Source organism: Leucobacter sp. 7(1) (assembly GCF_900163635.1).
In the GTDB taxonomy this organism is placed as follows: domain Bacteria; phylum Actinomycetota; class Actinomycetes; order Actinomycetales; family Microbacteriaceae; genus Leucobacter.
In genome coordinates this window covers 71060-95392 of record NZ_FUID01000002.1, presented here as the reverse complement: position 1 = coordinate 95392, position 24333 = coordinate 71060, and the positions used below count along the sequence as shown (strand labels likewise).

The 24333-nt window shown below is 66.6% G+C and carries 21 protein-coding genes; 2 read left to right on the top strand and 19 right to left on the bottom strand.

Annotation, left to right across the window (positions count from 1 at the left end; translation table 11 throughout):
* Positions 1-27: 27 nt before the first annotated feature.
* From FM113_RS00505 to FM113_RS00460, 9 genes are all read right to left on the bottom strand, one after another.
* Positions 28-954, bottom strand: coding sequence for a MurR/RpiR family transcriptional regulator (locus FM113_RS00505; RefSeq protein ID WP_087010383.1), 927 nt, complete (start codon positions 952-954; stop codon positions 28-30).
* Complete coding sequence (gene phnE / locus FM113_RS00500; RefSeq protein ID WP_087010381.1) at positions 955-1788, bottom strand: phosphonate ABC transporter, permease protein PhnE; 834 nt, start codon at positions 1786-1788, stop codon at positions 955-957.
* On the bottom strand, positions 1785-2621 hold the full coding sequence (gene phnE / locus FM113_RS00495; RefSeq protein ID WP_254908791.1) for a phosphonate ABC transporter, permease protein PhnE: 837 nt from the start codon (positions 2619-2621) through the stop codon (positions 1785-1787). Before phnE (FM113_RS00495) ends, phnE (FM113_RS00500) begins: the two co-directional genes overlap by 4 nt.
* A complete protein-coding gene (gene phnC / locus FM113_RS00490; protein ID WP_087010379.1) occupies positions 2621-3457 on the bottom strand; it encodes a phosphonate ABC transporter ATP-binding protein in 837 nt (278 codons plus the stop codon). Before phnC ends, phnE (FM113_RS00495) begins: the two co-directional genes overlap by 1 nt.
* Before the next feature lie 11 nt (positions 3458-3468).
* Positions 3469-4482 carry a phosphate/phosphite/phosphonate ABC transporter substrate-binding protein gene (gene phnD, locus FM113_RS00485; protein WP_087010377.1) on the bottom strand — a complete coding sequence of 338 codons (1014 nt, stop codon included), beginning with the start codon at positions 4480-4482 and terminating at the stop codon, positions 3469-3471.
* A 7-nt stretch (positions 4483-4489) separates the two neighbouring features.
* Positions 4490-5191 (bottom strand): HAD family hydrolase, encoded by a 702-nt coding sequence (locus tag FM113_RS00480; protein WP_087010375.1) that lies wholly within the window; start codon positions 5189-5191, stop codon positions 4490-4492.
* A gap of 83 nt (positions 5192-5274) precedes the next feature.
* The gene (locus FM113_RS00475) at positions 5275-5967 is read right to left on the bottom strand and encodes a hypothetical protein (protein WP_087010373.1); all 693 of its coding nucleotides are present in this window, start codon (positions 5965-5967) and stop codon (positions 5275-5277) included.
* A 162-nt stretch (positions 5968-6129) separates the two neighbouring features.
* A complete protein-coding gene (locus FM113_RS00465; RefSeq protein ID WP_087010369.1) occupies positions 6130-6669 on the bottom strand; it encodes a YaeQ family protein in 540 nt (179 codons plus the stop codon).
* Positions 6670-6680: 11 nt separating this feature from the next.
* Entirely contained in the window at positions 6681-7256 is a 576-nt protein-coding gene (locus FM113_RS00460) for a MarR family winged helix-turn-helix transcriptional regulator (RefSeq protein WP_087010367.1), read from the bottom strand.
* A 74-nt stretch (positions 7257-7330) separates the two neighbouring features.
* Between FM113_RS00460 and FM113_RS00455 the strand changes: the two genes are divergently transcribed.
* Positions 7331-9529, top strand: coding sequence for an MMPL family transporter (locus tag FM113_RS00455; RefSeq protein WP_087010518.1), 2199 nt, complete (start codon positions 7331-7333; stop codon positions 9527-9529).
* On the opposite strand, the gene FM113_RS00450 is transcribed toward FM113_RS00455, so the two are convergent.
* From FM113_RS00450 to FM113_RS00435, 4 genes are all read right to left on the bottom strand, one after another.
* On the bottom strand, positions 9510-11078 hold the full coding sequence (locus FM113_RS00450; RefSeq protein WP_254908790.1) for an ABC transporter ATP-binding protein: 1569 nt from the start codon (positions 11076-11078) through the stop codon (positions 9510-9512). The two genes, FM113_RS00455 and FM113_RS00450, sit on opposite strands and share 20 nt — an antisense overlap.
* On the bottom strand, positions 11075-11884 hold the full coding sequence (locus FM113_RS00445) for an ABC transporter permease (protein WP_087010365.1): 810 nt from the start codon (positions 11882-11884) through the stop codon (positions 11075-11077). The genes FM113_RS00450 and FM113_RS00445 overlap by 4 nt, the downstream gene beginning before the upstream one ends.
* On the bottom strand, positions 11881-12849 hold the full coding sequence (locus FM113_RS00440; protein WP_087010363.1) for an ABC transporter permease: 969 nt from the start codon (positions 12847-12849) through the stop codon (positions 11881-11883). The genes FM113_RS00445 and FM113_RS00440 overlap by 4 nt, the downstream gene beginning before the upstream one ends.
* Before the next feature lie 181 nt (positions 12850-13030).
* Complete coding sequence (locus FM113_RS00435) at positions 13031-14752, bottom strand: ABC transporter substrate-binding protein (protein ID WP_087010361.1); 1722 nt, start codon at positions 14750-14752, stop codon at positions 13031-13033.
* Positions 14753-14904: 152 nt separating this feature from the next.
* Here FM113_RS00435 and FM113_RS00430 point away from each other — a divergent pair, with 152 nt between their 5' ends.
* Positions 14905-15540 carry a TetR/AcrR family transcriptional regulator gene (locus tag FM113_RS00430; protein WP_087010359.1) on the top strand — a complete coding sequence of 212 codons (636 nt, stop codon included), beginning with the start codon at positions 14905-14907 and terminating at the stop codon, positions 15538-15540.
* A 203-nt stretch (positions 15541-15743) separates the two neighbouring features.
* Here the strand turns inward: FM113_RS00430 and FM113_RS00425 are convergent, their stop codons facing one another.
* From FM113_RS00425 to FM113_RS00400, 6 genes are all read right to left on the bottom strand, one after another.
* On the bottom strand, positions 15744-17789 hold the full coding sequence (locus FM113_RS00425; protein WP_087010357.1) for an NADPH-dependent 2,4-dienoyl-CoA reductase: 2046 nt from the start codon (positions 17787-17789) through the stop codon (positions 15744-15746).
* 266 nt (positions 17790-18055) lie between these two features.
* Entirely contained in the window at positions 18056-18259 is a 204-nt protein-coding gene (locus tag FM113_RS00420; RefSeq protein WP_025133079.1) for a cold-shock protein, read from the bottom strand.
* Positions 18260-18547: 288 nt separating this feature from the next.
* Positions 18548-19696, bottom strand: a complete 1149-nt coding sequence (locus FM113_RS00415) for a C45 family peptidase (protein WP_087010355.1) — start codon at positions 19694-19696, stop codon at positions 18548-18550.
* Positions 19693-20517: a polysaccharide deacetylase family protein gene (locus FM113_RS00410; protein ID WP_087010353.1), complete on the bottom strand. Its 825-nt coding sequence runs from the start codon at positions 20515-20517 to the stop codon at positions 19693-19695. Before FM113_RS00410 ends, FM113_RS00415 begins: the two co-directional genes overlap by 4 nt.
* Positions 20514-22178, bottom strand: a complete 1665-nt coding sequence (locus tag FM113_RS00405) for a hydantoinase B/oxoprolinase family protein (RefSeq protein WP_087010351.1) — start codon at positions 22176-22178, stop codon at positions 20514-20516. The genes FM113_RS00410 and FM113_RS00405 overlap by 4 nt, the downstream gene beginning before the upstream one ends.
* The gene (locus FM113_RS00400) at positions 22175-24238 is read right to left on the bottom strand and encodes a hydantoinase/oxoprolinase family protein (protein ID WP_176387020.1); all 2064 of its coding nucleotides are present in this window, start codon (positions 24236-24238) and stop codon (positions 22175-22177) included. Before FM113_RS00400 ends, FM113_RS00405 begins: the two co-directional genes overlap by 4 nt.
* Positions 24239-24333 lie beyond the last annotated feature (95 nt).

Below are 24333 nucleotides of genomic sequence, written 5' to 3'. Positions count from 1 at the left end.
CGGGTGGGTTCTGCTCGCGGACCTGTGCTACCCCTCGATTGCGCGGGCGAGCACAGACAGTGCGGCGGTCCGTGCCGCCTGTCCGCGCGTACCGCGCCGCTCCACAAAGAGCTCGACAAGTTCTTCGGTGAAGAGCATCAGGGCGGCGCGGGAGGTGTGGACAAGCTCGTCGCTGAAACCGTCGCTCACCGGGGGCACTACGAGTGCCACCTCTGCCTGTTCGACAACCGCGGAACGGGCAAAAGAGGTGATCGCGAGCACGCGCGCACCCCCGTCTTGGGCGGCGGCGAGGGCATCGAGCGTGGGCCTGCTCGCGCCGGATCCGGAGAACACCAGGCAGGCAGAGCCGGGGCCGAGTTGCCGCGCCGCGATCTGCTGGGCGAAGGGATCGGTGAAGTGTTCCACCGAACGACCAGCTGCGGTGAGGCGCATTGCGAGGGCGAGCCCCAGCGGCCCGGACAAACCGTTCGCGACGATGAGGAGCCGATCTGCAGTGTCGAGCGCGTCGAGAAACGCGTCGAGTGTCTCCGGGGTGAGCGCGGCGACAGTGTCACCGAGCCTGGCCCCGACGTGCGCGATCCGGGCACGAAGCGTTCCGAGGGCGCTCTGGTCCCCGCCGGGATCGTTCCTCGTGAGCGGTGCGGCGGCCGCGCTTTCGCGCGCGAGTTCTTGGACAAGCGCCACGCGCAACTGCGGATAGCCCTCGTACCCGAGTGTCTGTGCGGTGCGAATCACGGTGGTCCGGCCCACACCGACCCAGTCAGCGAGGCCCTGCGCAGTCAGTTCGACAGCGTGTGCACGATCCCGGGCGATCGCCTCAACCGCGCGGCGCTCAGTGCGTTGGAGCGCGGGCGCGAGCGCGGCGATTCGCACGCTCGGCGGTGCCTCGGGTGATCCGGTCCAGCGGGCGCTGCCGGGGCGTGCGGCTAAGGGTTCGGGGGGCGGCGCAGACATTTAGAATCCTCCGCGCATCAGGCGGCGACGGATCGCCCCGGACACGGTATCGATGAGCATTGTGGCGAGGATCACGACGATGAGCAGCATGCCGACTGTGTCCCACTCGCGGTAGTTTGTGTAGTTCGAGAGCATGCTGCCGATCCCTCCCGCGCCGACGAGTCCGAGCACGGCCGAGGTCCGAATGTTGATCTCGAAACGATAGAGCGCAAACGAGCACAGGGCTGGCGCAATCGCTGGCCAGATCGCCCAGCGGGTCACTTCCGCCGTGGACCCTCCCGCGGCGCGTACGGCCTCCGACGCCCCATCCTGTGCGGACTCCACGGTCTCGTAGACCCACTTCCCCTGTGTGCCAATCCCGGCGATGCCCAGGGCGAGCGCTCCGGTCAGCGGCGTGAGCCCCGTGACGGTGAGGAGGACAAGGGCGATGATGACCTCCGGCACCGCCCGGATGACGGCAAACAGGCCACGCAGGATCCCGCGCAACCAGAGTGGGCCTACGCCGTTCGCGGCGAGCATGCCGAGCGGGATCGACACCACAACGCACAGGAGTGCGCCGATCCAGGCCATCGAGATTGACCGCCACGTCTCGAAGAGCGCGCGCGGAAGTTTCTCCCAGTTCGGGGATTCGAACATGAGCCAGAGATACTGTGCGATGCGGCCGGGCAGGCTCGGGAGGTCTGCCCAGGTGATCTGCAGCCCGCTGGCGGCCGCGAGTACCAGGAGCGCCGCGAGCACTGCCCAGACCGTGGCCCCGAGGCGCGACGGTCGGCGCGGTGGCACCGGCGTAGCGGCGTGTTGGGAGCGGGCGGGGCGAGCGTCGAGCAGTGTCATACGAGCCTCCGGCGGAGCACGTTGGAGAGCACCTCAATGGCAATGACCACGACGAGGATTTCGAGGATGATGACGGACACGTCGGAGTAGGCATAGAATCCGCGCCGCTCGTCAAGGAGGCGGCCGATTCCGCCCGCGCCAACGATGCCGAGGATCGCGGAGATCCGCACGTTGAGCTCAAGCGTGTACAGCCACTGGTTGGCGAACAGTGGCCAGACCTGGGGGAGCGCGGTGGCGCGGTTGATCTGGAACTGCGTGCCGCCCGCGGCCCGGCCCGCCTCCATGTAGCGGTGATCGGAGGCATCAATGGCCTCGGAGACGAGCTTCGCAACGATGCCAATGTTGAACAGAATGAGCGTCGTCACGCCGGGCAGCGCCCCGACACCGAGCATCGCGACAAGAACGGTTGCGTACACGAGATCCGGCACCGCGCGGATCATGTTGACGACGGTGCGCACGGCCCCGCGCGTCCACGGGTTCGGGTTCGTCGGAGCGGCGGCCCACAGCGTGACGGGCACGGAGATCGCGGCGGAAATTACCGCGCCAACGAGTGCCATCTGCAACGTTTCCAACATCGGTCCCCAGGTGCGCGGCAGGAACGCGAGGTTCGGTTGGAGGAGCTGCATGAGTTTCTCGGCACCGTTCCGCCAGTTCCGGGCGATTGCGCCGAGATCCAGCTCGATGCCGCCGATCGCGGGCAGACACGTTGCCGCGGTGAAGACTGCCACGGCCGACACAATGAGGGTGATGCGGAGCCTGTGCGTTGGTCTGGGTGGGAGCGAAAACTCGCGAGGGCCCTGGCGGCGGGCTGGCATCACTGCAGGATCGTGCATCAGGTGCTCGTCCCCAGTCGGTCACGTGGCTGGATGGGGCGCCCGTAGATCTGCTCGAAATCAGCGTCGCTCGCGCCGCTTGCCGGTCCGTCATAGACAAGCTGGCCGTCACGAAGCCCGATCATGCGCGTCGTGTACTGCCGCGCGAGATCCATCAGGTGAATGTTAATCAGCACGGTGAGACCGCGCTCCTCGTTGATACGCTGCAGATCGCGCATCACCGCATGAGCGGTGGGCGGGTCGAGGCTGGCAACCGGTTCGTCGGCGAGCATCACTCCGGGCTGTTGGGTCAGGGCGCGGGCGATCGCGACGCGCTGCTTCTGGCCGCCGGAAAGCGATCCGGCGCGGGTCCACACCTTATCGAGAATGCCGACGGATTCGAGTGCGGTGAGGGCGATCTCGCGGTCCTGCTGGCTCGGAAGCCCGAGGAGCGTGCGAATTGACGGCGAATGCGCGAAGCGGCCGACGAGGGTGTTCCGGTATACGCTGGCGCGCTCGGCAAGGTTAAACGCCTGGAAGATCATGCCGATATGCCCCCGAGCTTCGCGGAGCGCGCGACCCCGGAGTTCTGAGACGTGATGCGGGCCGACGGTGACCGTACCAGCGGTTGTCGGGACGAGGCCGTTGATTGTGCGGATCAGGGTGGACTTGCCAGAGCCGGACAAGCCGACAACGGACACAATCTCGCCGGGCTCGATCCGGAGGGAAACGTTGTCCAAGGCGCGAGTGCCGTTCGGGTAGGTGACGGAGACCCGGTCAAGGGCGATGCGCCACGAGGCGGCGGCCGAGGCGGCTCGCTCGCTCGCCACGTGGCGCAGATCGGTGGGATGGGACATTGTGGGGGCGACTACTTCGCGAACTCGCTGAGGATCTCGCCGTAGCGCGCGATCTCCTCGGAGGCGGTCTTGTCCGTCCAGCCCGAGAGCCCGACGAGATCGAACATCACGGTCTTGGCCTCCTCGGAGGAGTCGGCGTACCCCGCCATCAGCTCGGTGAGCTCCGCAACAAGATCGGCGGGCAGCGTCGGGGCAACCGCAACGCCGCCGTTCGGGATCATCTCGGTATAGGCGAACGCGACGACCTTCTCCGCAATATCGGGGGCCTCGGCGGTGACAGTGGTGCGTGCATCCCAGTAGCCAAAGCTCACCTCGGCGTCGCCATTTGCGACCGCGAGTACCGCGTTGTTGTTCCCCTCGACAGGAACCTGGGTGATGCCGGTGTCGGTGTTGATCCGGGCGTCCCGCATGGCGACAATCGGGTACTGATAGCCCGCCGGCGATGTCGCGGCCTGCAATGCAACCTTCGTGCCCGCGTCGATCTTCTTTAGGGATTCGAGCCCAGCCGGGCCCGCACCACTCGCATCGACGCCGGCCTGCTCGGTCCCGTTGCAGTAGGAGAGCTCGATGTCGCTCGCCGCGTACTTCGCCATCACCGGAGTATCGGCACAGTACTTGTCCGGGTTGTTCGTGTATCCGACGGCGGCGTAGGAGGTTGCTCCGAAGCGCACGTCACGCAGCACGAGCTCCGCATCGTACTGCTCCATCGCCTGATACAACGACCCGGCGTCCGAAATAATGACCTGTGCCTGGTCGGCGCCGAGCGCCTCCACGGTGGCGGCGTAGTCATTGGCGACGACGCCCTCAACCTCGATACCGAGCTGTTCGGACAGGTATGTCGTGAGCGGATCGAGCGCCTCGGCCAGGTCTTCGCCTTCGACCGAGGGCACCAGCGAGAGGGTGATCGATTCGGGCCACGCTGAGGACTCCTCCGCGGGAGCGTCGCCCGGAGTGCCGGCGCTGCACCCGACAAGACCGAGCGCGAGGGTCGCGAGCGCGCCTACTGCGAGAACGGAAGTACGCATGTGGGGATTACCTTTCGATACCGGTTCCCGAGCCGGTCGGCTCGGGGGTGCTGGATGCCGCGGTCGCGGCCCAGGTTTCAATCTCGGTGCGCAGCGCGTCGAGCGAGGGCCCGCGCAGCGTCACCGGAGCAGGGGAGCTCGCCGCGGTAGCACCCACGAGCGCGGTGTCCGCGCCCAGGGCCCAGGCGGGAGCCAAGTCGAATTCGGCGATGTCGCCGATCGCCAGGACGGGCCCAGCCTCGCGCAGCACCGTGATCAGGTGATGCAGTCCGTCCGGCTTCCCGACGGAGACGTGCACCTCGTCAAAGCGACCGCTCACGCCCCAGGACTCGAGTACCTGCTCGATCCCGGCTGCGGGCGCGTTTGTCGCGAGCACAAGGCGGGCAGAACGGCCGAGGGTGGCGAGGAACTCAGGCAGGCGCGGGATCGTCGCGACGGGCGCCTGTGCGGTGCCGAGGGCTTCACGGCTCCGCGCGTACGCGGCTTGGAGCGCGGCGGGCGTCACACCGTCCGCTGCGGCGAGCGCGCCCACGACGTGGTAGCCGTCGCGGTAGCCGCTGTCGCCCGTGTCGTAGTGCACCAGGGCCCGCGCCACACGATCGATGAAGCCGGTTCCTGCGGCCTCGGCGACGGCGTGCGCGTAGGCGAGCACTGGGCCGTGGCCGAGGGCGAGGGTGCCGTCGAAGTCGAAGACGATACTCGGTGCCATGTGCGCTCCTTGAGGTTGTGGACGAACAATCCAAAACTAGGAGCGCTGATGGACGGGATGACTATGGGACGGTGAACGGCGGCTTACGAGTTGCTGACGGCATTCCAACGCGGTGCCGGGCGAGCGAGAAAGTCCGCGAGGAGCGGTGCCGGGTCACCGTGCACGGGAAACGCGGTGAGAAGCTGGAGCGGTGCAGTTGCGGGGGCATCCGGTGCCGCGATTGCGTAGCTGAGCGCCCACGGGAGCCGGGAGTGGGGACGCTGCAGGACCACCCGGCTGCGGCGAAGTGACACCTCGGGCGGTGTGCCGGATCCCGCGCTGCCTATCGTCGGGATGTCGACGTCCGCGACGCGAGTGCCATGCGGCGGATCGTCAAGCGCTCGCCGCATGGCGGCGGCTACGCGCTGGAGCGGGGTTGTGGCGCCCTGTTTTGTGAGATGGAACGCGTGGCGCGGGAGCCCGAACGCGGCGGCGAGCTCTCCGTCGGCCCAGCGGTCGCGTTTCAACCCGAACGGTGTCGGGACGTCGGAGAACCAGTACCCATAGACGTGGATGAGTCCCGCGTTGCCAATGGGGAACACCGCCTCGATGCCGGCGGCCGTGTGCAGGGCGTCAAAGACGTCACGTCCGATCGAAGCGACCCCGGTGTGCTCGTCGATTAGTGTGGACAGCCCCCACTGATCGAAACGCTGTGCGGCGGCGTCGTCGTGGACGAGCGCGAGAACGGTGGCGAGGGGAGTGGCTGGCGTGTGCGATGACGGGGGTTGCGTGGTCACGCCGCGACTCTGGCATACGCGGGTGAATTGTGGGTGTCCTGCGTCGTGCTCGTGCTCGTGCCAGTGCTTGTGCTTGTGCCAGTGCCAGTGCCAGTGCCAGTGCCAGTGCCAGTGCCAGTGTCAGTGCCGGTGTCAGTGCCGGTGCTCGTGCCGCTGCCGGCGCTACGCGATCGGGCGGGCGAGCACCGCACTGCTCAAGTTCTGCCCGTTCAGATCGACGTAGAGCTGGCCCTCGGTGAGGGAGACCGTCATCGTGTTCCGGCGATCCACCGCGGCGGCGAGTGCCTCGATGAAGCGTGGTTCGAACGCGCGGACCACGATCTGATCGGCGGCGTGGATCGTTTTGCCCTCCCACGAGGCAAAGAGTTTCTCCGGGTCGCGGTGCGTGTACACGGCGGTGCGATCCGCGAGCTTGCTCCCGAAGTGGAGGCGCTGCGCATCGGGGGCACCGATCTCGATCCACGCGGTGATCGCCCCGGTGAGATCGCGCACGAGCACTGCGGGTTCGTCGGTTGTCGAGACCCCGGCACTGAAGGTGATTCCATCTTCGTATTCGAGGCAGTACGCGAGGATCCGGGTCACCATGAAGAGATCCGTCTCCGAGGGGTGACGGGCGACGCGGAGGGTCAGGTCCTCGTAGACGCCGCGGTCCACGTCCGCTACCTGAATCTCGAACGTGTGAATCGTTGCGCCAATAGCCATAGTGCCCGAGTTTACTGGGGTGGGTTGGCCCACTCGGCACCGGTGACGTCGATCTCGGCGGCCATGTCGTGCAGGAAGCGGGTGACGATGCCGCGCTCTGTGCTCGACAGGCGGGCCGCCGCGGTGAAGCGCTTGGCCTGCTGCGCGCCAACTGTGCGGTAGGCGGCCTCGCGTGTTTCCGGGGTGATTTCGATGGCGAAGGCACGCCGGTCTGTGGGGTGAATCGTGCGGGTAATGTGTCCACCTCGCTCGAGCCTGTCGAGCAGCTTCGTTGTTGAGGGGGTGGTGATTCGCAGCTGGGACGCAATGGCACCGGGGGTCGCGATGCGCCCCTCGTTTGCGGTCACGATGAGGAAGTGCAGCGCACGCATGTCGGTGCGACCTAGCTGCATATAGGCGAGGGAAGCCTCGGAGAGTTTTTCTTCCGAGTCTCGCAGTGCTCCGAGGGCCCCCATGAGCGCGCCAATCTCGGCGAGATCCTCGGGCGTGGTCTTCGAGCGGTCGATGAGTCGGCTGTCGGGATCGTTGCTTTCGACGCCGTAGACCTCGGCCGATGTTGCCGATGGGTCTGCGGGAGGCGTGTGCATGGTGTTATATTAGCCCCCAAGAGATGTAAACCAAAGGGTATTATTTGCCTAGGCTAGATAAAGGGGTGGGTGTGATGAGCGCACAACACGGGAATCCGAGGCGGCGGTGGCTGCGCATCCTGCTGCCGGCGATCCTCATCTTGGGGTGGCTCACGGTTAGCGGGATTGGTGGTCCGTATTTCGGCAAGGTCAGCGAGGTGTCCTCGAACGACCAAACGACCTACCTCCCCACATCGGCAGATGCCACGCAGGTCCAGCAACGCGCCGGTGAGTTCCGGGATTCTGAGGACATCCCCGCTGTTGTCGTGATGACGAGCGACACGGCGCTGACCCCAGATCAGCTCGAGTCTCTGACGCGCGCCGTCGCTGAACTCCCGGACGCCGTGCCCGGCGTTTCGGACGAGTTGTCGCCGCTCATCCCGTCCGAGGATGGACTCGCGGCGCAGGCCTTCGTGCCGCTCGACAGCGGGGAAGGGTTGCGAGACACCGTCGCCGCTGTGGGGGATGAGCTGCGTGCCGCGGCACCGGATGGCGTCGAAGTCTTCGTGACCGGACCCGCCGGGTTTACGGCGGACCTTGTCAACGGTTTCGCCGGAATCGATGGGATTCTGCTGGGCGTTGCCCTGCTTGCCGTGTTCATCATCCTTGTGGTGGTGTACCGGTCGCTGCTCCTCCCTGTCGCGGTCCTGGGAACGAGCGTCATGGCGCTCACCGCCGCCCTGCTCACGAACTGGTGGCTCGCGAAGTGGGGGCTGCTCATGCTCTCCGGGCAGACCCAGGGAATTCTGTTTATCCTGGTCATCGGCGCCGCCACGGACTACTCGTTGCTCTACGTCTCGCGCTATCGCGAAGAGCTGCGCGTGCAACAGGATCGCGGGGCTGCGACGCGCTCGGCGCTCAGAGGATCGCTTGAGCCCATTCTTGCGTCTGGCGGCACCGTGATCGCTGGTCTCCTCTGCCTGCTGCTCTCGGACCTGAAATCGAATAGCTCGCTCGGGCCCATTGCGGCGATCGGCATCGTGTTCGCCATGCTGGCCGCGCTCACCCTGCTCCCCGCGATTCTCTTCGCCTTTGGCCGCGCCGCGTTTTGGCCAAAGCGCCCGCGCTTCGAGCCCGAGGTTGTCGCCGCAGAACACGGTGTGCACGGTGGCGTCTGGGCCAAGCTTGCCGGCTGGATCAAGCGCCGCCACCGCCCCATCTGGATTGTCACCGCGCTCGTGCTCGCCGTCGGAGTTGTCGGGGCCAGCCAGCTGGACGCCACAGGTGTGCCGCAGTCGGACCTCGTACTGGGCGCCTCTGAGGCTCGCGATGGCCAGCAGGCACTCGGGGAGTACTTCCCCGGCGGGTCGGGAAGCCCGGTCACCGTGATCGTGTCCGAGGGGCAGCTCCAAGACGCAGCCGACGTGCTCCTCGCGAACGACGCGATCGACGGCGTGACCGTCGCGGCGACGGACGCGCCCGCCGGGACCTTGCCGGTCACCGCAGACGGAGTGGGCACCGGTTCCTTCGGTCCGCCCGGTCAGGCGGCCATGCCCGGTGCCGCGTCCTTCAGCCCCACTGTCTCCGACGGTGACGTGCTGTTGCAGGGCACCCTCACCTCGGCTGCGGACTCCGATGCTGCGGCGGACACTGTGCGCGAGCTCCGAGCGGACCTCGCTGAAGCAGCACCGAGCGCACTTGTGGGCGGTGTTACCGCGACTGCGATCGACACGAACGATGCGTCGATTCACGACCGCACGCTCATCATCCCCATCGTGCTCCTCGTGATCACGCTGATCCTGATGCTGCTGCTACGCTCGATCCTCGCACCGCTGCTGCTCGTCGCAACAACGGTGCTGTCCTTCGGGACCGCCCTGGGTGTCGCCGGGTGGCTGTTCACGCACGTGTTTGAGTTCCCCGGCGTCGATCCGGCAGTCCCGCTCTACAGCTTCGTGTTCCTCGTTGCCCTCGGGATTGACTACAACATCTTCCTGATGACCCGCGTGCGCGAGGAGAGCCTCAGCCACGGCACTCGCGAGGGGATCCTGCGCGGCCTCTCGATTACGGGCGGCGTGATCACCTCGGCGGGACTCGTGCTCGCGGCGACGTTCGCGGCGCTGTCGGTCATCCCGATCCTGTTCCTCGTGCAGATCGCGTTTATCGTCGCGTTCGGCGTACTGCTTGACACCTTCATCGTGCGCTCGCTGCTGGTGCCTGCGCTCACGTATGACATTGGCCGAGCAATCTGGTGGCCGTCGAAGCTCGCGAAGCGGGTCAATGCGCCGCAGCGCTGATCAGCTCGCGGGTGAAGGGGTGCTGCGGAGCGGTGAAGATTCGCTCCGTGGCTCCCTCCTCGACGACACGACCGTCCTGCATGATGAGCGTGCGGTCACACACAGTGCGCACCGCCGCGAGGTCGTGGGAGACAAACAACAGGGCAAGGCCTTCTCGCTCCTGGAGGTCGCGCAGCAGTTCCAGGATGCCGGCCTGCGTGGCCATGTCGAGCGCTGAGACTGGCTCGTCGCACACGAGCACATCGGGTCGGGCCGCGAGGGCGCGCGCAATTGCGACGCGCTGTCGCTGACCGCCGGAGAGCGTCGCGGGCCGGCGGCCGAGGAATTCGGACCCGAGCCCCACACGCATGAGGAATTCAGCGGGGGTCTGCGCCTCGGCGCCGCGGATCGATGCGCGCAGGATCCGCTCCACGCGCCATCGCGGATCGAAGGTCGCGAAGGGATCTTGTGGGATCAGCCGGACCCGGGCACCCGCGTCCGCGCGCGTGAGCGTGCCAGAGTCGAGCCGCTCCGCGCCCGCTACGATGCGCGCGAGCGTCGTTTTCCCAGCGCCCGATTCGCCAACGACACCCACGGCCTCGCCCCGGCGGAGCGAGAGCTCCACACCGCGGAGGCCAGTGATGCCGCCGCCGGGGGCCGCGAACTCGCGCATCCCGGCGGTGAGCCGAAGCAGCTCAGGGGCCGCAACTGATTGGACTCCGGAGTGGGCCCCGGCGCGGCCCGCCTGCGGTTTCGGGCCGCGCGGGATCGCCGCGACGAGGGCTCGGGTGGCCGCGTGCTCAGGTGTCGCGAGCAACCGGATCGCGGGCCCCGTTTCGACGATCCGACCCTCGTGCAGCACCGCGATGCGGTCGGCGACGCGCGCCACAGCCCCGAGATCGTGGCTGATGAGGACGAGCGCGGTGCCGCGGTCCCGGATGTCACGGAACGTGCCGAGCACGTGTGCGGCTGTCGCCGAGTCGAGGGCGGTCGTGGGCTCGTCTGCGATGATGAGTGCCGGATCGGCGGCGAGCGCGGACGCGATGAGTGCCCGCTGGCGCATCCCACCGGAAAGCTCGCCCGAGCGCTGTGCGAGCCGTGCCTCAGGATCGGGCAGGCCCGCTGCGGTGAGGGCGTCCAGCACCGACCGCCGGCGTGCCGCACCTCGCACGCCGCTCACTGTGAGGGCTTCGCCGACCTCGGCACCGATAGTGCGGAGCGGATCCAGCGACTGCAGCGCATCCTGAAGCACCAGGCCGATAGAACGCCCACGGACGCCGCGCCACTGGCGCTGACTCGCGGAGCGCAGCTCGCGCCCGCCCACGATGAGGTGTTCCGCGGCCACGTTCCAGCGCCGCTCAGCCTGTGTGAGCCCCAGCAGCGTGCGGGCGAGCACAGACTTGCCCGCCCCAGAGGCTCCCACGATCGCGAGGCACTCGCCGGGCGCGACGCGGAGGTCCGCGCCCGCGAGAATCGCGCCGCCGTGCTGGTGCGACACGGTGAGACCCCGCACATCGAGCGCGGGGCCGACAGGTGCGGCCGTGGTTGGCGTCATCGTCTGCGCGGTCACGTCAGGTCCTCTCCGTTGGCAAGCCGCCGGCCAAGCACGGTGAGCGCGGCCGCGGTGAGCACAATTGCGAGGCCTGGCCCCACCGTCATCCACCAGGCCGAGGTCAGATAGACGCGGCCCGCGTTCAGCATCGCCCCCCACTCGGGCTCGGGCGGCGCGGCCCCCAGCCCCAAGAATCCGAGCGCTGACACCCACACGATCGCCTGCCCGACGCCGAGGGTCGCCGCAGACACGAGCGGCCACAGCGCGTTCGGCGCAATATGCCTCACAAAGATGCGCGCGGGAGGCACCTCGTCGAGGCGTGCCCACTCCACATACCCGCTGCGGGAGACGCCGCGGACTCGAGCGCGCAGCATCCGCGCGTAGCCGGGGATCGTCGCGAGGCCAATTGCGAGGATCGACGACGTCGGGCCGCCGCCGAGCACCGCGATGAACAGCAGCGCCAGCACCAGCGTTGGCAGCGCGAACAACACCTCAAACAGGCGGCCCAGTGCGGAGTCCACAAGCCGAGGCCCGAGCCCGGCGGTAAAGCCGAGCAGTGCGCCGAACCCGATACCGATGCCGGTCGCCGCGAGACCGATCCCCACCGAGGCCCCCGCCCCGTGCACCACTCGCGTCAGCACATCGCGGCCGGACTCGTCGGTGCCGAAGGGGTGCGCGAGCGAGGGTGCCTGGAACGCATCCACCGGGTGGATCGCGAGCGGATCCCCCGGGGCAATGATCTGGGGGAGTGTGACGGCGGCCGCGACGAGCACAAGGAACGCAATGCTGAGTGTCTCAGGCAGCCCAATCCGGCGGCGGGTCACGGGGTCACCTCGGCACGCTCACGCGGGCGCAGCCGGGGGTCCACGACCCACTCGAGCAGGTCCGTCAGGAACATGACCGCGACGTAGAGCAGTGCGATGACGGCGACCGCGCCAACAACCACGGGCACGTCGCGGACCAGGGTCGCCTCGAGCAGCAGGCGGCCGAGTCCCGGACGCGCAAAGAGCGCCTCCACAACAACGGCACCGCTGAGCAGCGAGCCATAGGCCCAGCCCGATAGCGCGAGCGCGGGCAGGGCCGCGTGGCGGAGCGTGTGTGTCAGGAGCACGCGCGCTTCGGAGCCACCGCGAGACCGCGCTGTGGTGGCGAACGGGGCGGCGTCCGCCTCCGCCAATGAGCCGCGCATCACGTGAGCGAGGTAGCCCGCGAGCGGCACCGCCAGAGTGATCACGGGCAGCACCAGGCCTGCCGGCGCCGAACCTGAGCTCGTCGCCGGGAACCAGCCGAGCCCGCTCGCGAACACGAGGATCAGGATGGCGCCGAGGAAAAAGTGTGGGGTGACCGAGACGATCGTCTCGATCCCGGCGAGCACCGCACGCGTGACGCGGCCGACCCACCCCCGCTGAGCGGTGCTGGCGAGTGCCCCCGCGAGCGCGAGCACCCAGGCGAGGAGGAGCGCGAGCGAGGCGAGCAGCACGGTCGGGGGGACGTGTGCGGCGAGCAGATCCGCCACCGGTTGCTTGCGTGCGTAGGAATCCCCGAACTGCAACGTCGCGGTGCGCCACAACTGCGACAGGTACTGCACCCAGACGGGCTGATCGAGGCCGTAGGCAGCCCGCGCCTCAGCAACGGCTTCGGGGCCGGCCTGCGATCCCGGCCCGCCGAGGATCGCCTCCAGCGGGTCACCGGTAGCGCGCAGCGCCACGAACACGATCGTGGCCGTGACCCACACCACAAGCAGCGCGGCACCGATCCGGCCGAGCACAGTGCGCAGGATCTGGCCCATGTCTGTCGTGGCCCTTTCTCTGGGTGCTTGTGCTTGTGCTTGTGCTTGTGCTTGTGCTCGTGCTCGTCGTGGGATTGTTGTTGTTGTTGTTGTTGTTGTTGTTGTTGTTGTTCGGCGCGCGTTCGGCGGTCCGGGCCGCGAACTCTCGGCCCGGACCGCCTCGTGCGACAGCCGCCGCGGCCTACTCGGTGAGCTGCGCGTTCACAAAGGTCGGTGTCGCCACGGTCCCGAGGGTCGTCACGCCCGCAACGTCCTTCGTGAGGAAGTGGTTCTGCTGATCATAGAGCGGCAGCACCGTGAAGCTCTCGAGGATGCGCTGCTGCGCGTCGGCGTACAATTTCGTGCGCGCGTCCTCATCCAGTGTGTCCGAGGCCTTGTCGAGCAGGGCGTCGAGTTCAGGATCCGCGAGCTGAGCGTGGTTCGCGAAGTAGCCGGACGGGGCCGGGACGATCCCGTCCGAGTGGTACAGGATGCGCAGCACGTCCGGACCCACCTTGGTGTACGGGGCACTCACGGCTTCGTACTCGTTCGCGCCGAGCGCCGCGTACCAGCTGGAGAGGTCAACGGGCTCCAGCTGCACATCGAAGCCGACCGCAGTGGTGTTCGCCTGAATCTGTTCGAACAGCGACTGCTCTGCGGCCACCGACTGGTTCGTGCTCACGGGGAAGCGCACGGTCAGGGCCTTCCCGTCCTTCGTGCGAACGCCGTCACTGTTCTTCTCGGTCCAGCCGGCCTCGTCGAGCAGCTTCGCAGCCGCGTCCGCGTCCGTGGCGAACAGCTGCTCGGCGCTTGTCGCGGCGGGCTCGGTGCTCGCGAGCGGGGAGAACGAGCGGGTCGCGGTACCGCGGTACAGGGACTCGATGCCGGGGCTCGGATCGGCGGCACGGATGAAGGCCTCGCGCACCCGGACGTCGTCGAACGGTGTCTGCGCGGAATTCAGCTCGATGCGGTTGACGGAGCCCGGGCGCGGGGCGTCGATGTGCGCAATGCCCGCGGCCTCGGCCCCAGCGATGTCGTTGGGCAACGGGTTGTCGATGACCTGCACCTCGCCGGACGCGAGCGCCGCGTAGCGGGTGGCGGCATCGGGAATGAAGCGCCACTCGATCCCGTCGAGGTGGGCTGCGCCCTCGTGATCGGCCTCGGGTCCGGGCGTGCGGTAGTCCTCGTTGCGGACCAGGGAGACGCTCTGCTGCGGCGTCCACTCCTCGACGATGAACGGGCCGGTGCCGATGGGGGACTGGCAGTTGGCCTCCATGCCGCGGGCAATGCCGGTGGGGGACTGGATCGCCGTCCATTGCTGGCTCAGGGACTCAAGCAATGCCGCGTCAGGAGCGGAGAGATGGAAGCGGGCGTGCGTGTCGTCCACGACCTCGACCTCTGCGACCTTTGCCATCGCCAAGTACCCTGTGGAGGACTGCGTCTCGGGATCCTGCAGGTGTTCGACGTTTGTCTTGATCGCTGCAGCGTCGAGCGGCGTGCCGTCGGTAAAGGTGACGCCCTCCTGCAGAGTGAAGTCCCAGGTCAGGCCGTCCTCGCTCGTGGTCCACTTGCTGGCAAGCCAGGGCGTGATCTTGCCCGCTGCGTCGCGGCCGACAAGCGGCTCAAGGTACTGCGTGGACAGCAGGGCCTGCGGGTAGTTGCCGCCGACGTGCGGGTCCAGGCATGTCGGCTCCGCGTCGCCGGTCGCGTACACCAGCGTGCCGCCGTCTTGGGGCGTGCCCGTGGTGCCGGCTTCGCCCGCGCCCGGTGTTGCGCACGCCGTGAGCGTGAGCGCCGCGGCACCGGCGAGTGCCGCGAGGCCGCTGAGCGTGAGTGCGCGGGCGCGTGTGCGGGGCGTGCTCGCGTTGATCGGCGGGACCGGAGCTTCGGAGGCGTCAGGTGTGACACCGGGGGTGTGGGGCATGATGCGGCGACTCCCGTGAATGAGGCCGGCGAGTAAGCGCGGCGAGTATGCGCGCGGATCACCCGCGCTTGAATTGTTTCTAGATTGAGTGCAACAAAGAAGAGCTTACGCTATTCCCGGGGTCCCGCGGCGCGCAGGGATAGAGTGAACAGGTGAGCACTCCGACCCGCGGGCGCCCTCGCGCCTCCTCCCATGAGACGATCGCCGACGCCGCGATCGAACTGTTTCTTGAACAGGGGTATGAGGCGACCTCGGTGACCGAGATCACGCGCCGTGCTGGGGTCAGTCGCTCGAGCTTCTTCAACTACTTCTCCGGCAAGTCCGACATCCTGTGGTTCGTGTTCGACCAGCACCTTGCGGCCGTGCTCGCTGCCCTCGCCGAACCTGCAATCCCGCTCGCGGAGGCGCTCGACGGCTTCGCGGCAGGGCCGCCGCCCGAGACGTTGGCGCTCGCAATTGTCGACGCCCGCACGATGGGCGTCGAAGCTGAGCTCACCACGGGGCGCGCCGAGCGGCAGCTCCGCCTGGCCGAGGCTGTCGCCGCCCGCATCGCCGCTGGGTCCGGGTTAGGTACGGCTTCGGGGTCTGCGCCGGGGTCTGCGCCGGGGTCCGCACCGGGGTCTGCACCGGGGTCCGGGGCCGGCTTTCAGGCTGACGTGATCGGCGCGGGCTACGCTGCGGCACTCGTGGCCGCGGTGTGGCACTGGGCGCAGCTCGGTGCCGGGCGACACCGCCTCGCGGACACCGTTACTGCGGCGCTGGCTCAGGCCCGCGAGATCCTCGCCTAGCCCGCACCCGCACCCGCAGGCCTGGACCCGCAAGCCAGCACCTGCGGGCCTGCACCGGCAGGCCCGCAAGCCCGCACCCGCAAGCCCGCACCCGCAGGCCCGCACCCGCAGGCCTGGACCCGCAAATCCCTCCGAGGTGCCAATTTCGCACCGTGTTCGCGTGGCGAAGGTGCGAGAGTGGCTTTTGGTGGGCGCGACCCGACCTACAGGCTTGCGGCGAGGCGGGTGCCCTGGTCGATGGCGCGCTTTGCGTCCAGCTCGCTCGCGACGTCGGCCCCGCCGATGAGGTGGGCCGTAACACCGAGCGTGGCGAGCTCCGCGTGGAGTTCCCGGGCCGGGTCCTGCCCCGTGCAGAGCACGATCGTGTCGGCAGGGATAGTCTGTTCTGCCCCCGCAACGACGACCCGCAGTCCGTCCGCGTCAACGCCCCGGTACTCGACTCCGGGCACCATCTGCACGCCCCGTCGTGCGAGTTCGGTGCGGTGGATCCAGCCTGTCGTCTTCCCCAGTCCGGCCCCGAGTTTGCCCTCTTTGCGCTGCAGCATGACGACGCTGCGCGGCGAGGCGACCGCGGAGGGCCGTGCGCCGGGGTCCGGGTTGGCGAGCCCACCGGGCGTGGTGGCGTCGGGGTCGACACCCCAGTGGGAGAGGAAGCCGGGTACGTCGGCGGGGTCCTCCGTGCCGTGCTCCGTGAGGAACTCGGCAACATCGAAGCCGATGCCTCCGGCACCGAGCACGGCAACTCGTTTCCCTACAGGCACGCGGTCGCGGAGCACGTCAAGATAGGTGACGACGCGCGGGTCATCAAGGCCGGGGAAGTCGGGAAGGCGGGGGTGCACCCCCGTGGCAAGGATGATCTCATCGAAGCCGCCAGCGATGAGGTCGGTCGCGGTGGCGGTGGTGTTGAGCTCGAGTGTGACGCCGGTTTCGGCGAGACGCACCCCGAAATAGCGGAGCGTCTCGGTGAACTCGCTCTTCCCGGGGACCTGGAGCGCGACATTGAGCTGACCGCCGATGCGGGAGTCGCGCTCAAAGAGGGTCACCTGGTGTCCGCGTTCGGCGGCAGTCGTGGCACAGGCGAGGCCGGCGGGCCCGGACCCGATCACCGCGATCCGGCGGCGACGTCGGGTGGGGGAAATGACGAGCTCGGTCTCGTGTCCGGCACGCGGGTTCACGAGACAGGAGGCAAGTTTTCCGGCAAAGGTGTGGTCGAGGCACGCCTGGTTGCAGCCGATGCAGGTGTTGATGCGCTCTGGTGTTCCCGCTGCGGCTTTCCGTACGAAGTCCGGGTCTGCGAGGAAGGGGCGCGCGAGCGAGACAAGATCGGCCGCGCCGTCGGCGAGCACCTGCTCGGCGGCTTCGGGCGTATTGATCCGGTTCGTCGTGATGAGGGGCACGGAGACCTGACCCATGAGTCGCTTGGTCACCCACGCGAAGGCACCCCGCGGCACGGAACTCGCGATCGTGGGAATGCGTGCCTCGTGCCAGCCGATCCCGGTGTTGATCATGCTTGCCCCCGCCGCTTCGACAAGCTGAGCGAGCTGCACGACTTCTTCCGGAGTGGATCCGTTCGGCACGAGATCAAGCATGGAGATGCGCGTGATGACGATGAAATCGGGGCCGAGGGCCTCACGGACGCGGCGCACGATCTCCACGGGGAAGCAGGAGCGACCGGCGAATGATCCGCCCCACTTGTCCGTGCGGTGGTTTGTGTGGGGTGCGGTGAACTCGTTGATCAGGTACCCCTCGGAGCCCATGATCTCGACGCCGTCGTAGCCGGCTTCCCGGGCGAGCTGTGCGGTGCGCACGTAGTCGTCGATCGTGCGTTCGATGTCGCCTTCGCTGAGCTCTCGCGGAGTGAATCGGTTGATGGGCGCCTGGATCGCGCTGGGGGCGACGAGTTCGGGATGCGCGGCGTATCGCCCGGCGTGCAGGATCTGGAGGGCGATCCGGCCGCCCTCCTCGTGCACCGCGCTCGTGAGGAGTCGGTGCTCAGCAACCTCGTCGAGGCTGCGAAGCAACGCCGAGCCCTGCGTCAAGCGCCCTTCCTCGTTCGGGGCGATCCCGCCGGTCACGATCAGGGCAGCACCGCCGCGGGCGCGCTCGCGGTAGAACGCAGCCAGACGCGGGAAACCGCCGGGTACCTCTTCGAGGCCGAGGTGCATGGACCCCATGATCACGCGGTTGGGGAGCGTGTGGCTCCCCACCTCGAGTGGAGCAAGCAGATGCGGATACGTCGACGATGACATGCGGCCCTCTCAGGGTGAGCGTGCCTCCCCGCGCCCGATGTGGTGGGGCGAGGCGTCCACCACGGAGTGGACCGGCTGCTCCGAACTGTAACGGCCCGGGCCTGCGAGTGTCGAACGGGGTGTCGTACCTCTACAAAAGAGTCGCGCAAAGCATCGGGGGAGGCCAGCCGATTGGCTGACCTCCCCCGAGTGGTGAGTACTCACCGCGCAGTTCAAAAACTGTAGATGCTCAGAGCGCAAAGGCTCCAGTCATCGACGTGAGGAACTTAGATAGCGCGGATGTTGCTCGCCTGCAGGCCCTTGGGGCCCTGCTCGATGTCGAACTCGACGCGCTGCTCTTCGAAGAGGTCGCGACGGCCGTTGCCCTGGATCGCGCTGAAGTGTGCGAAGACGTCGGAAGCCCCGTCGTCAGGGGTGATGAAGCCGAAGCCCTTTTCGGAGTTGAACCATTTTACGGTGCCGGTGGCCATACTGTATTTCCTTTGTGTTGCTGGCCGCGAAAAGCGGCCGGGGTGCCACGGCGACGGCGCCGACGTGGAGACTGGTAGCTGTGCCGCGTGTTTGCGACGGACAAAACTTGCTGGTGAATCCCAACGTTCGGCATTACTGGTCTTGCGACTGAGCATATCTCACTCTGACCCCCATGTTGCGGAATCGTGATCTTCCTGTGTCTTTTCTTGTCATGTTCATGTTCCCCGAAGAGGGGAATACAGGCTAAAAATGGACACAAGAGTTGTGACTCGGAGAATGGAAAATCCTCACTTTTGCTTCAGGAAATCTGAATAGTCGAGTGACTCCCATAGCTGCTCGCAGGCTGGGCCTCCTGCGTAGGTGAGGGCTCGCTCGATCGGCTGCAAAAGCACGGTGGCGAGTGTCTTCCACCGACTCTCGGGCGGTGCGGTTGGATCCGGGTGGCAGCAGATCGAGTTGGGATACCCCGTATGATCGGCGAGCGCGATCTTGAGGTCTCCCTGCTCCAACGGTGCCGAGGGCCGTTGTATCGAGCGGGTGATGCGTCCGAGCCGAACGAAACTGTCTGGCATAGCGGCGGGGGCGAGATCGTGGCCGCCAGCGATCGGAGCGAGGAAGTGATTCGTATGTACTACGGCCCCATTGTGGCTGGGCTGCGGTGTTAGGCCACGTGCGTCGCCCGGCGAAGTCTCCACATTGAGGACAGAGCCGTCCGCGCTCGCGAAGAGATAGTTGCCGGAGGACGCACGGGGCAGCTTTGCCAAGATTTCCAGTGCCCCGGAGACGTGGTCCGCATCCGCGAGCGCACGGAGTAGGAAGTGGAAGGGAATTCCGCGCGCTTCACCGTCTAGCGAGCACACCAGCGTGTTGACTCCGATGGCGAGTCCGGAAGCGGTGAGCGTTATTTTCGCGAGGAGCCCCGCCTCCACGAGCGTGACGTAGTTCTGGCCGTCTGCGCGTTCGACTTCCAGCACAATGATGCCGGATTGGAGACACTCCAGCCAGTCCCAGTTCTGACCGATCACGGGGGTTCTTACAGCTGTTCGATCACCTTCGAGCGCAAAGGAAGTGCATTCACCGGAGTGGACGGTGCGCCCCCGGGCGGCCGTCGCCCCGTTGAGGATCTCAGTCCGGCAGTTGATAGTGAGGATTTCATCGAAGGTGAGGCCACATCCGGTCGCGATTCCGCGGATTTCTTCGAGGAGGTGCGGCAGGTGATGTGTGAGCGCGGGAAGGTACGATCGGGCCGTCGCAACTGCGGATGCCCAGGAGATCCCTTGTGCCGCAAACGCGCGCTCGTAACCCGCGCGAATGATTCGAATCATGGGAGCCGCGGCGCTTCCGTACCGCCGAGAACGTTCCTGGGACGTCCCGCTCACACGAATCCGTGGATAGTGCGGTGAGATTGCTGCGGACGCTGCGGGCTCATTGATCATCGATTGTCTCCAATGGTGAGGCTGAGTGGGCCGTTCTCACGCTCGTAGTCAGCGACCTCCCGAGTTGTCGCGATCCATGCCCCCGTGTCCGCGAGATGGCCGATGACCGTCTCTAGCATTGCGAGGCGTGAAGGACGGCCCGAAATCATCGGGTGCGCTGTCAGCATCACGTGTCCACCAAGTGCGGCGATCCCGTCGATTTCCGGGAGCCAGACCTCAAGCACTTCGCGGGTGGATCGGATGGTCTTTTCCCAAGTGTCGTTTGCAAACCAGAAGTGGGGTGCGTCGTCGAGGAGCCACGAGACGGGCACCTCAACCAGATCATGGGATGCATGTCGGTAGGGGAGAATATGGTCCAGGAGATTTGAGCTGTACTCGAACCCCGCGGCGACCAGCAGGTCGAGAGTGTGTTCAGTAAATTCCCAAGACGGAGAGCGGTAACCCACGACCTCAGCGCCGAGGGACCGGAGCGTTTCGAGCCCCAGGGACAGTTCGAGCTCCTCCTCGGTGCGACGCAGCGCGGTGGGAGACGTATGGGAGTGTCCGTGATGGGCGACCTCGTGTCCGGCAGCGATGATGTTGCGAACCGAATCAGGGTGTCTAATCGCATCTTTCCCAGACACATAGAATGTCCCGCGAATCCCGGTACGCTCGAGGAGATTCAAGATGAGAGGCACGCCGACGCGGGGACCATAGGCTCCCTGAGAGAGGATTCCAGGCGCGGACGCGTGTGCGGGGTTCTCGCCGATCCACACTTCTTCCGCGTCGAAGTCGAAGCTCAGTGTTGCTGCGTATCGGTGCCCCCCGGGCCACTCGGTCATCGGATGGCCCCGGCCGCGGAGCTGCCAAGACGATCGTCGCGCAGGTCTCGTTCACAAAGCGCGGTGCTCCGACGCTCCGGGTCGCCGTATCCGCCGCCACCAGATGTCTCGACGCGCACCACGGATCCCACCGGGAGTACGCGGGAAGTCTTCATAGGACGATCCACGATTTCCCCGTGAGGACCAAACACCGTGATCTGTGTGGGGAGTGCGCGACCACCTCCGTTGGCCCCCTCTGGCGCGAACCGAGAGTCAGTCTGCTCCGCGTAGAACGTCGCGTGCTGGGGGTGACCCAGGATCTCGTATTCACGAATCAGGCCCAAGCCCCCGTGATACTCGCCCACGCCTTGTGAGCCGGGTCGGAATTCGGTTCGCTTGACGCGAATGCGATAGTTCGTTTCCACAACTTCTGTGGGCATCACGCCCACATTCGACATGTAGGTGTCGACGCCGTCGATACCGTCGCTGAATGGCGTCGCTCCGGTTCCCCCACCCACCACATCGGCCATGACCGAGGGCCGACCCGTCCTGGGGTGGGTGGATCCAACGTTGAAGCAGAAGAAGGTGACCGTGCTGGAGGCTACGGCGCGATCCGGCCAGATCTCCTGCATTGCGCGAATGAGGGTATCTGCAAGCCGCTGACATGAATTATGCCGGATGGAGACAGCGGCGGGAGGGCGTGGGTTGACAACAGTTCCCTCGGGGGCAACGATGTCGAGCGCGCGGAGTAGGCCGTCGTTGGAGTTGAGCCCGGGGGCCACGACGCATCGGACCGCGTACACGAGTCCGGCACGTGCGCTCGCCCACGGAATGTTCATTGCGCCGGCGGTCTGCGGATCGGAACCGGAGAGGTCGATACTGAGCCGGTCTCCGTGCTTTTCGATTCGTGCATGGATGCGGGTAGGGGGTCCGCCGAGCCCGTCATCGTCGAGCGCTCCCTCCGCCTCTCCCACGCCGTCAGGGAGCTGCGCGAGGAGTCGCGAGACCGTTGTCTCGACGGTGTCGAGCATTCGGTCCATCACCGCGAGGAGTTCAGCTCGGCCGTACAGGCGGACAAGTTCATGAACGCGTTCCTCCCCGAGCCTGCACGAGGCGCGTTGAGCTCGCAAATCGCTGAGCGTGGAGAGGGGGTCGCGGAAATTCTCGGTGAGGAGTGCGACCAGGTCCTCGTTCTCGGAGCCGGCGATCGACAATCGGATCGGAGGTAGGACGACCCCCTCACCGTACAGTTCTGTGAGCTCTGGGCCTTCGCTGCCGGGGTTCACCCCGCCCACATCGATGTGGTGTGCGGCTGTTCCTGCCCAAGCGATGAGTTCTCCTTCAGAAAAGATCGGGATCACAATGTTCACATCGGGCAAGTGCATCGCGCCCATATAGGGGTGGTTGCAGATGTAGGCGTCATCCTCTTGGATTCTGCCCTCCCACCGCGAACGGATGGACTTCACTACGAGCGACATCGCCCCCAGCTGCGCGGGAATGTAGTCTGCCTGGGCAACAAGCTCGCCGGTCGCGGAGAAGAGCGCGCATGAGAAGTCGTCCATGTCGCGAATGATCGGACTGTAGCTCGAGCGTTTGAGTACGCTGCCCATTTCTTCTGCTGCGGACTGCAGCGCTGCTGAGGCGACCTCAAACGTGACCGCATCGAGTGGTGGTGTAATCATCGTGATTCCTTCGTTCCGGGGGCTGTGACGACGATGTCGAGAGTGCTGGCCACGCGGCAGTGCTGGCCGGGAAGAATGATTGTGGTTGCGTCCATCTGCTGAACGATCGCGGGGCCCATGAACTCAGTGCCGGGGAGGAGTTGAGCGCGATCGATGATGGGCGTGTTTGTCGCCCCAAAACCGGGGAGAAGGACGCTCCGAGACGTGACGACTGCTGCGGAGGGGAGTTCCGCGCTGCGTACCGGAATGGCCCGATCTCGAGTACGGTTGACGGTGCCAGTTGAGGACAGGCGAACGGTCACGATCTCCACCGGCTCCGCAGTGTTTGCGTGTCCGTACCGCTCCTCGTGTGCCGCATGGAATCGCTCGGGGATGCTCGCAATGGTGGCCTGTTCCCAATCTGGCAACGCAATATTGAGTTCGAAACCCTGACCCCGGTACCGGCAATCGGCGCTGGCTGTCGTGATGACAGCGTCCGAGTCGATACCGTCCTCCGAGAACTGCACGAGTGCTTCGGCCGCGGCCTCGTCGAACCACGTGCGCAGCTCTGGTGCACCCGCCACGTTTGCGTCGCGAAGCACGGTCTGAGAGCGGTCGAGGCGGAGGCCCGCGACCAGAAGGCCGTCTGCTGCGAACAATCCGGGCCGAAGAGGAACGATGACGCTCTTGAGTGACAGGTGTTGCAGCATCATGCCTGCGTGGAGCGGCCCTGCTCCGCCAAACGGTACGAGCGAAAACTCTCGGGTGTCGAGCCCGCGTTCGACGCTCACCTTTCGGACCGCACGGATCATGTGAGCGAGCCCGATCGCGAGGATCGCCTCAGCTCCTTCTTCCGCAGTCAGACCGAGAGGGGTGGCGACACGCTCGACCGCGGCCACCGCAAGATCACGATCGATGACCAACCCACCAGCGAGTTCGCCCGCGCCGAGCGTTCCGAGCACCACGTGGGCGTCGCTGATGGTGGGCTCAACCCCGCCTCGTCCGTAACATGCAGGTCCAGGAACCGCCTTCGCGGACGCGGGTCCGACTTTCAGGCTCCCGCTGGCATCGAGCCACGCAATGCTGCCCCCACCCGCACCGATCGTATGAATATCGACTGTCGGAGCGAGCAAGGTGTGGTCTTGCACCTCCTGGATCGTGGTGAAAGGGATGGTGCCGTTGCGAAGGAGACACACATCTGTCGACGTTCCTCCCATGTCCAAACTAATGAGATTGTGCTCATCGAGTGTTTCCGCAAGAGCCGCGAGACCGGCCACGCCTCCGGCCGGTCCTGAGAGCACGAGCCGGTGAGCCTCCGCACCCGCGCGGGCCGCAGGGACGCTGCCGCCATTGGACTGCATGACGAGGAGTGGGGATTCCACTCCAGCTGTGTGTAGAGCGGTGCTGGCACGGTTGAGGTATTGCTCGACGAGAGGACGCAGAGCCGCATTGATCGCTGTGGTCGCTGTGCGAGGATACTCACGAAATTCGCGTGCCACTTCGGAAGAAAGGGTCACCGGGCGGTCGGGGAACGCCGCGCGCAGCGCTGTACCGACCTGTTGCTCGTGCGCATCGTTGAGGTAGCTGAACAGGAACGAGACCGCGATCGATTCGGGATCGGCAGCGCGCAGCTGCGCGATCACGCGCTCAAGGGCCGTCGCATCGACGGGCAGGAGGACGTTGCCGGCGGAATCAAGTCGCTCTGGAACCTCAAATCTGAGCGCCCGCGGGACCAACTCAGCGGGGGGCGTCGGATTCAAACTGTAGACATCTGGGCGGTTCTGCTGTCGATAGCCGAGGACATCGCGAAACCCTGCGGTTGTTACGAGGGCGGCCCTGCCGAGATTTCCGGTCAGGGTGGCATTCGTTGCGACCGTGGTGCCGTGGCACAACAAAGCGGTTTCCGAGAGGGGGACTCCCAGCGCTTCGAGCGCGGCTGCCGCGTTGCGGAGACCCTGCGAGGGATCGTCCGGAGTGGATGCCACTTTGGCTTCCCTGATCTCCCCGTCTGCGCGGCGCGCGATCGCATCGGTAAATGTGCCGCCTGCGTCGATACTGAGCGTCCACTGGAGCGTGTTCATCGTTGATTCCTCACTCATCGCAGTTCCCGGGCCAGTTTGCCCGGGGCAGTCCCCATTGTGCGGCGGCGGTCAGACCCGATGCATGCGTCATTCGA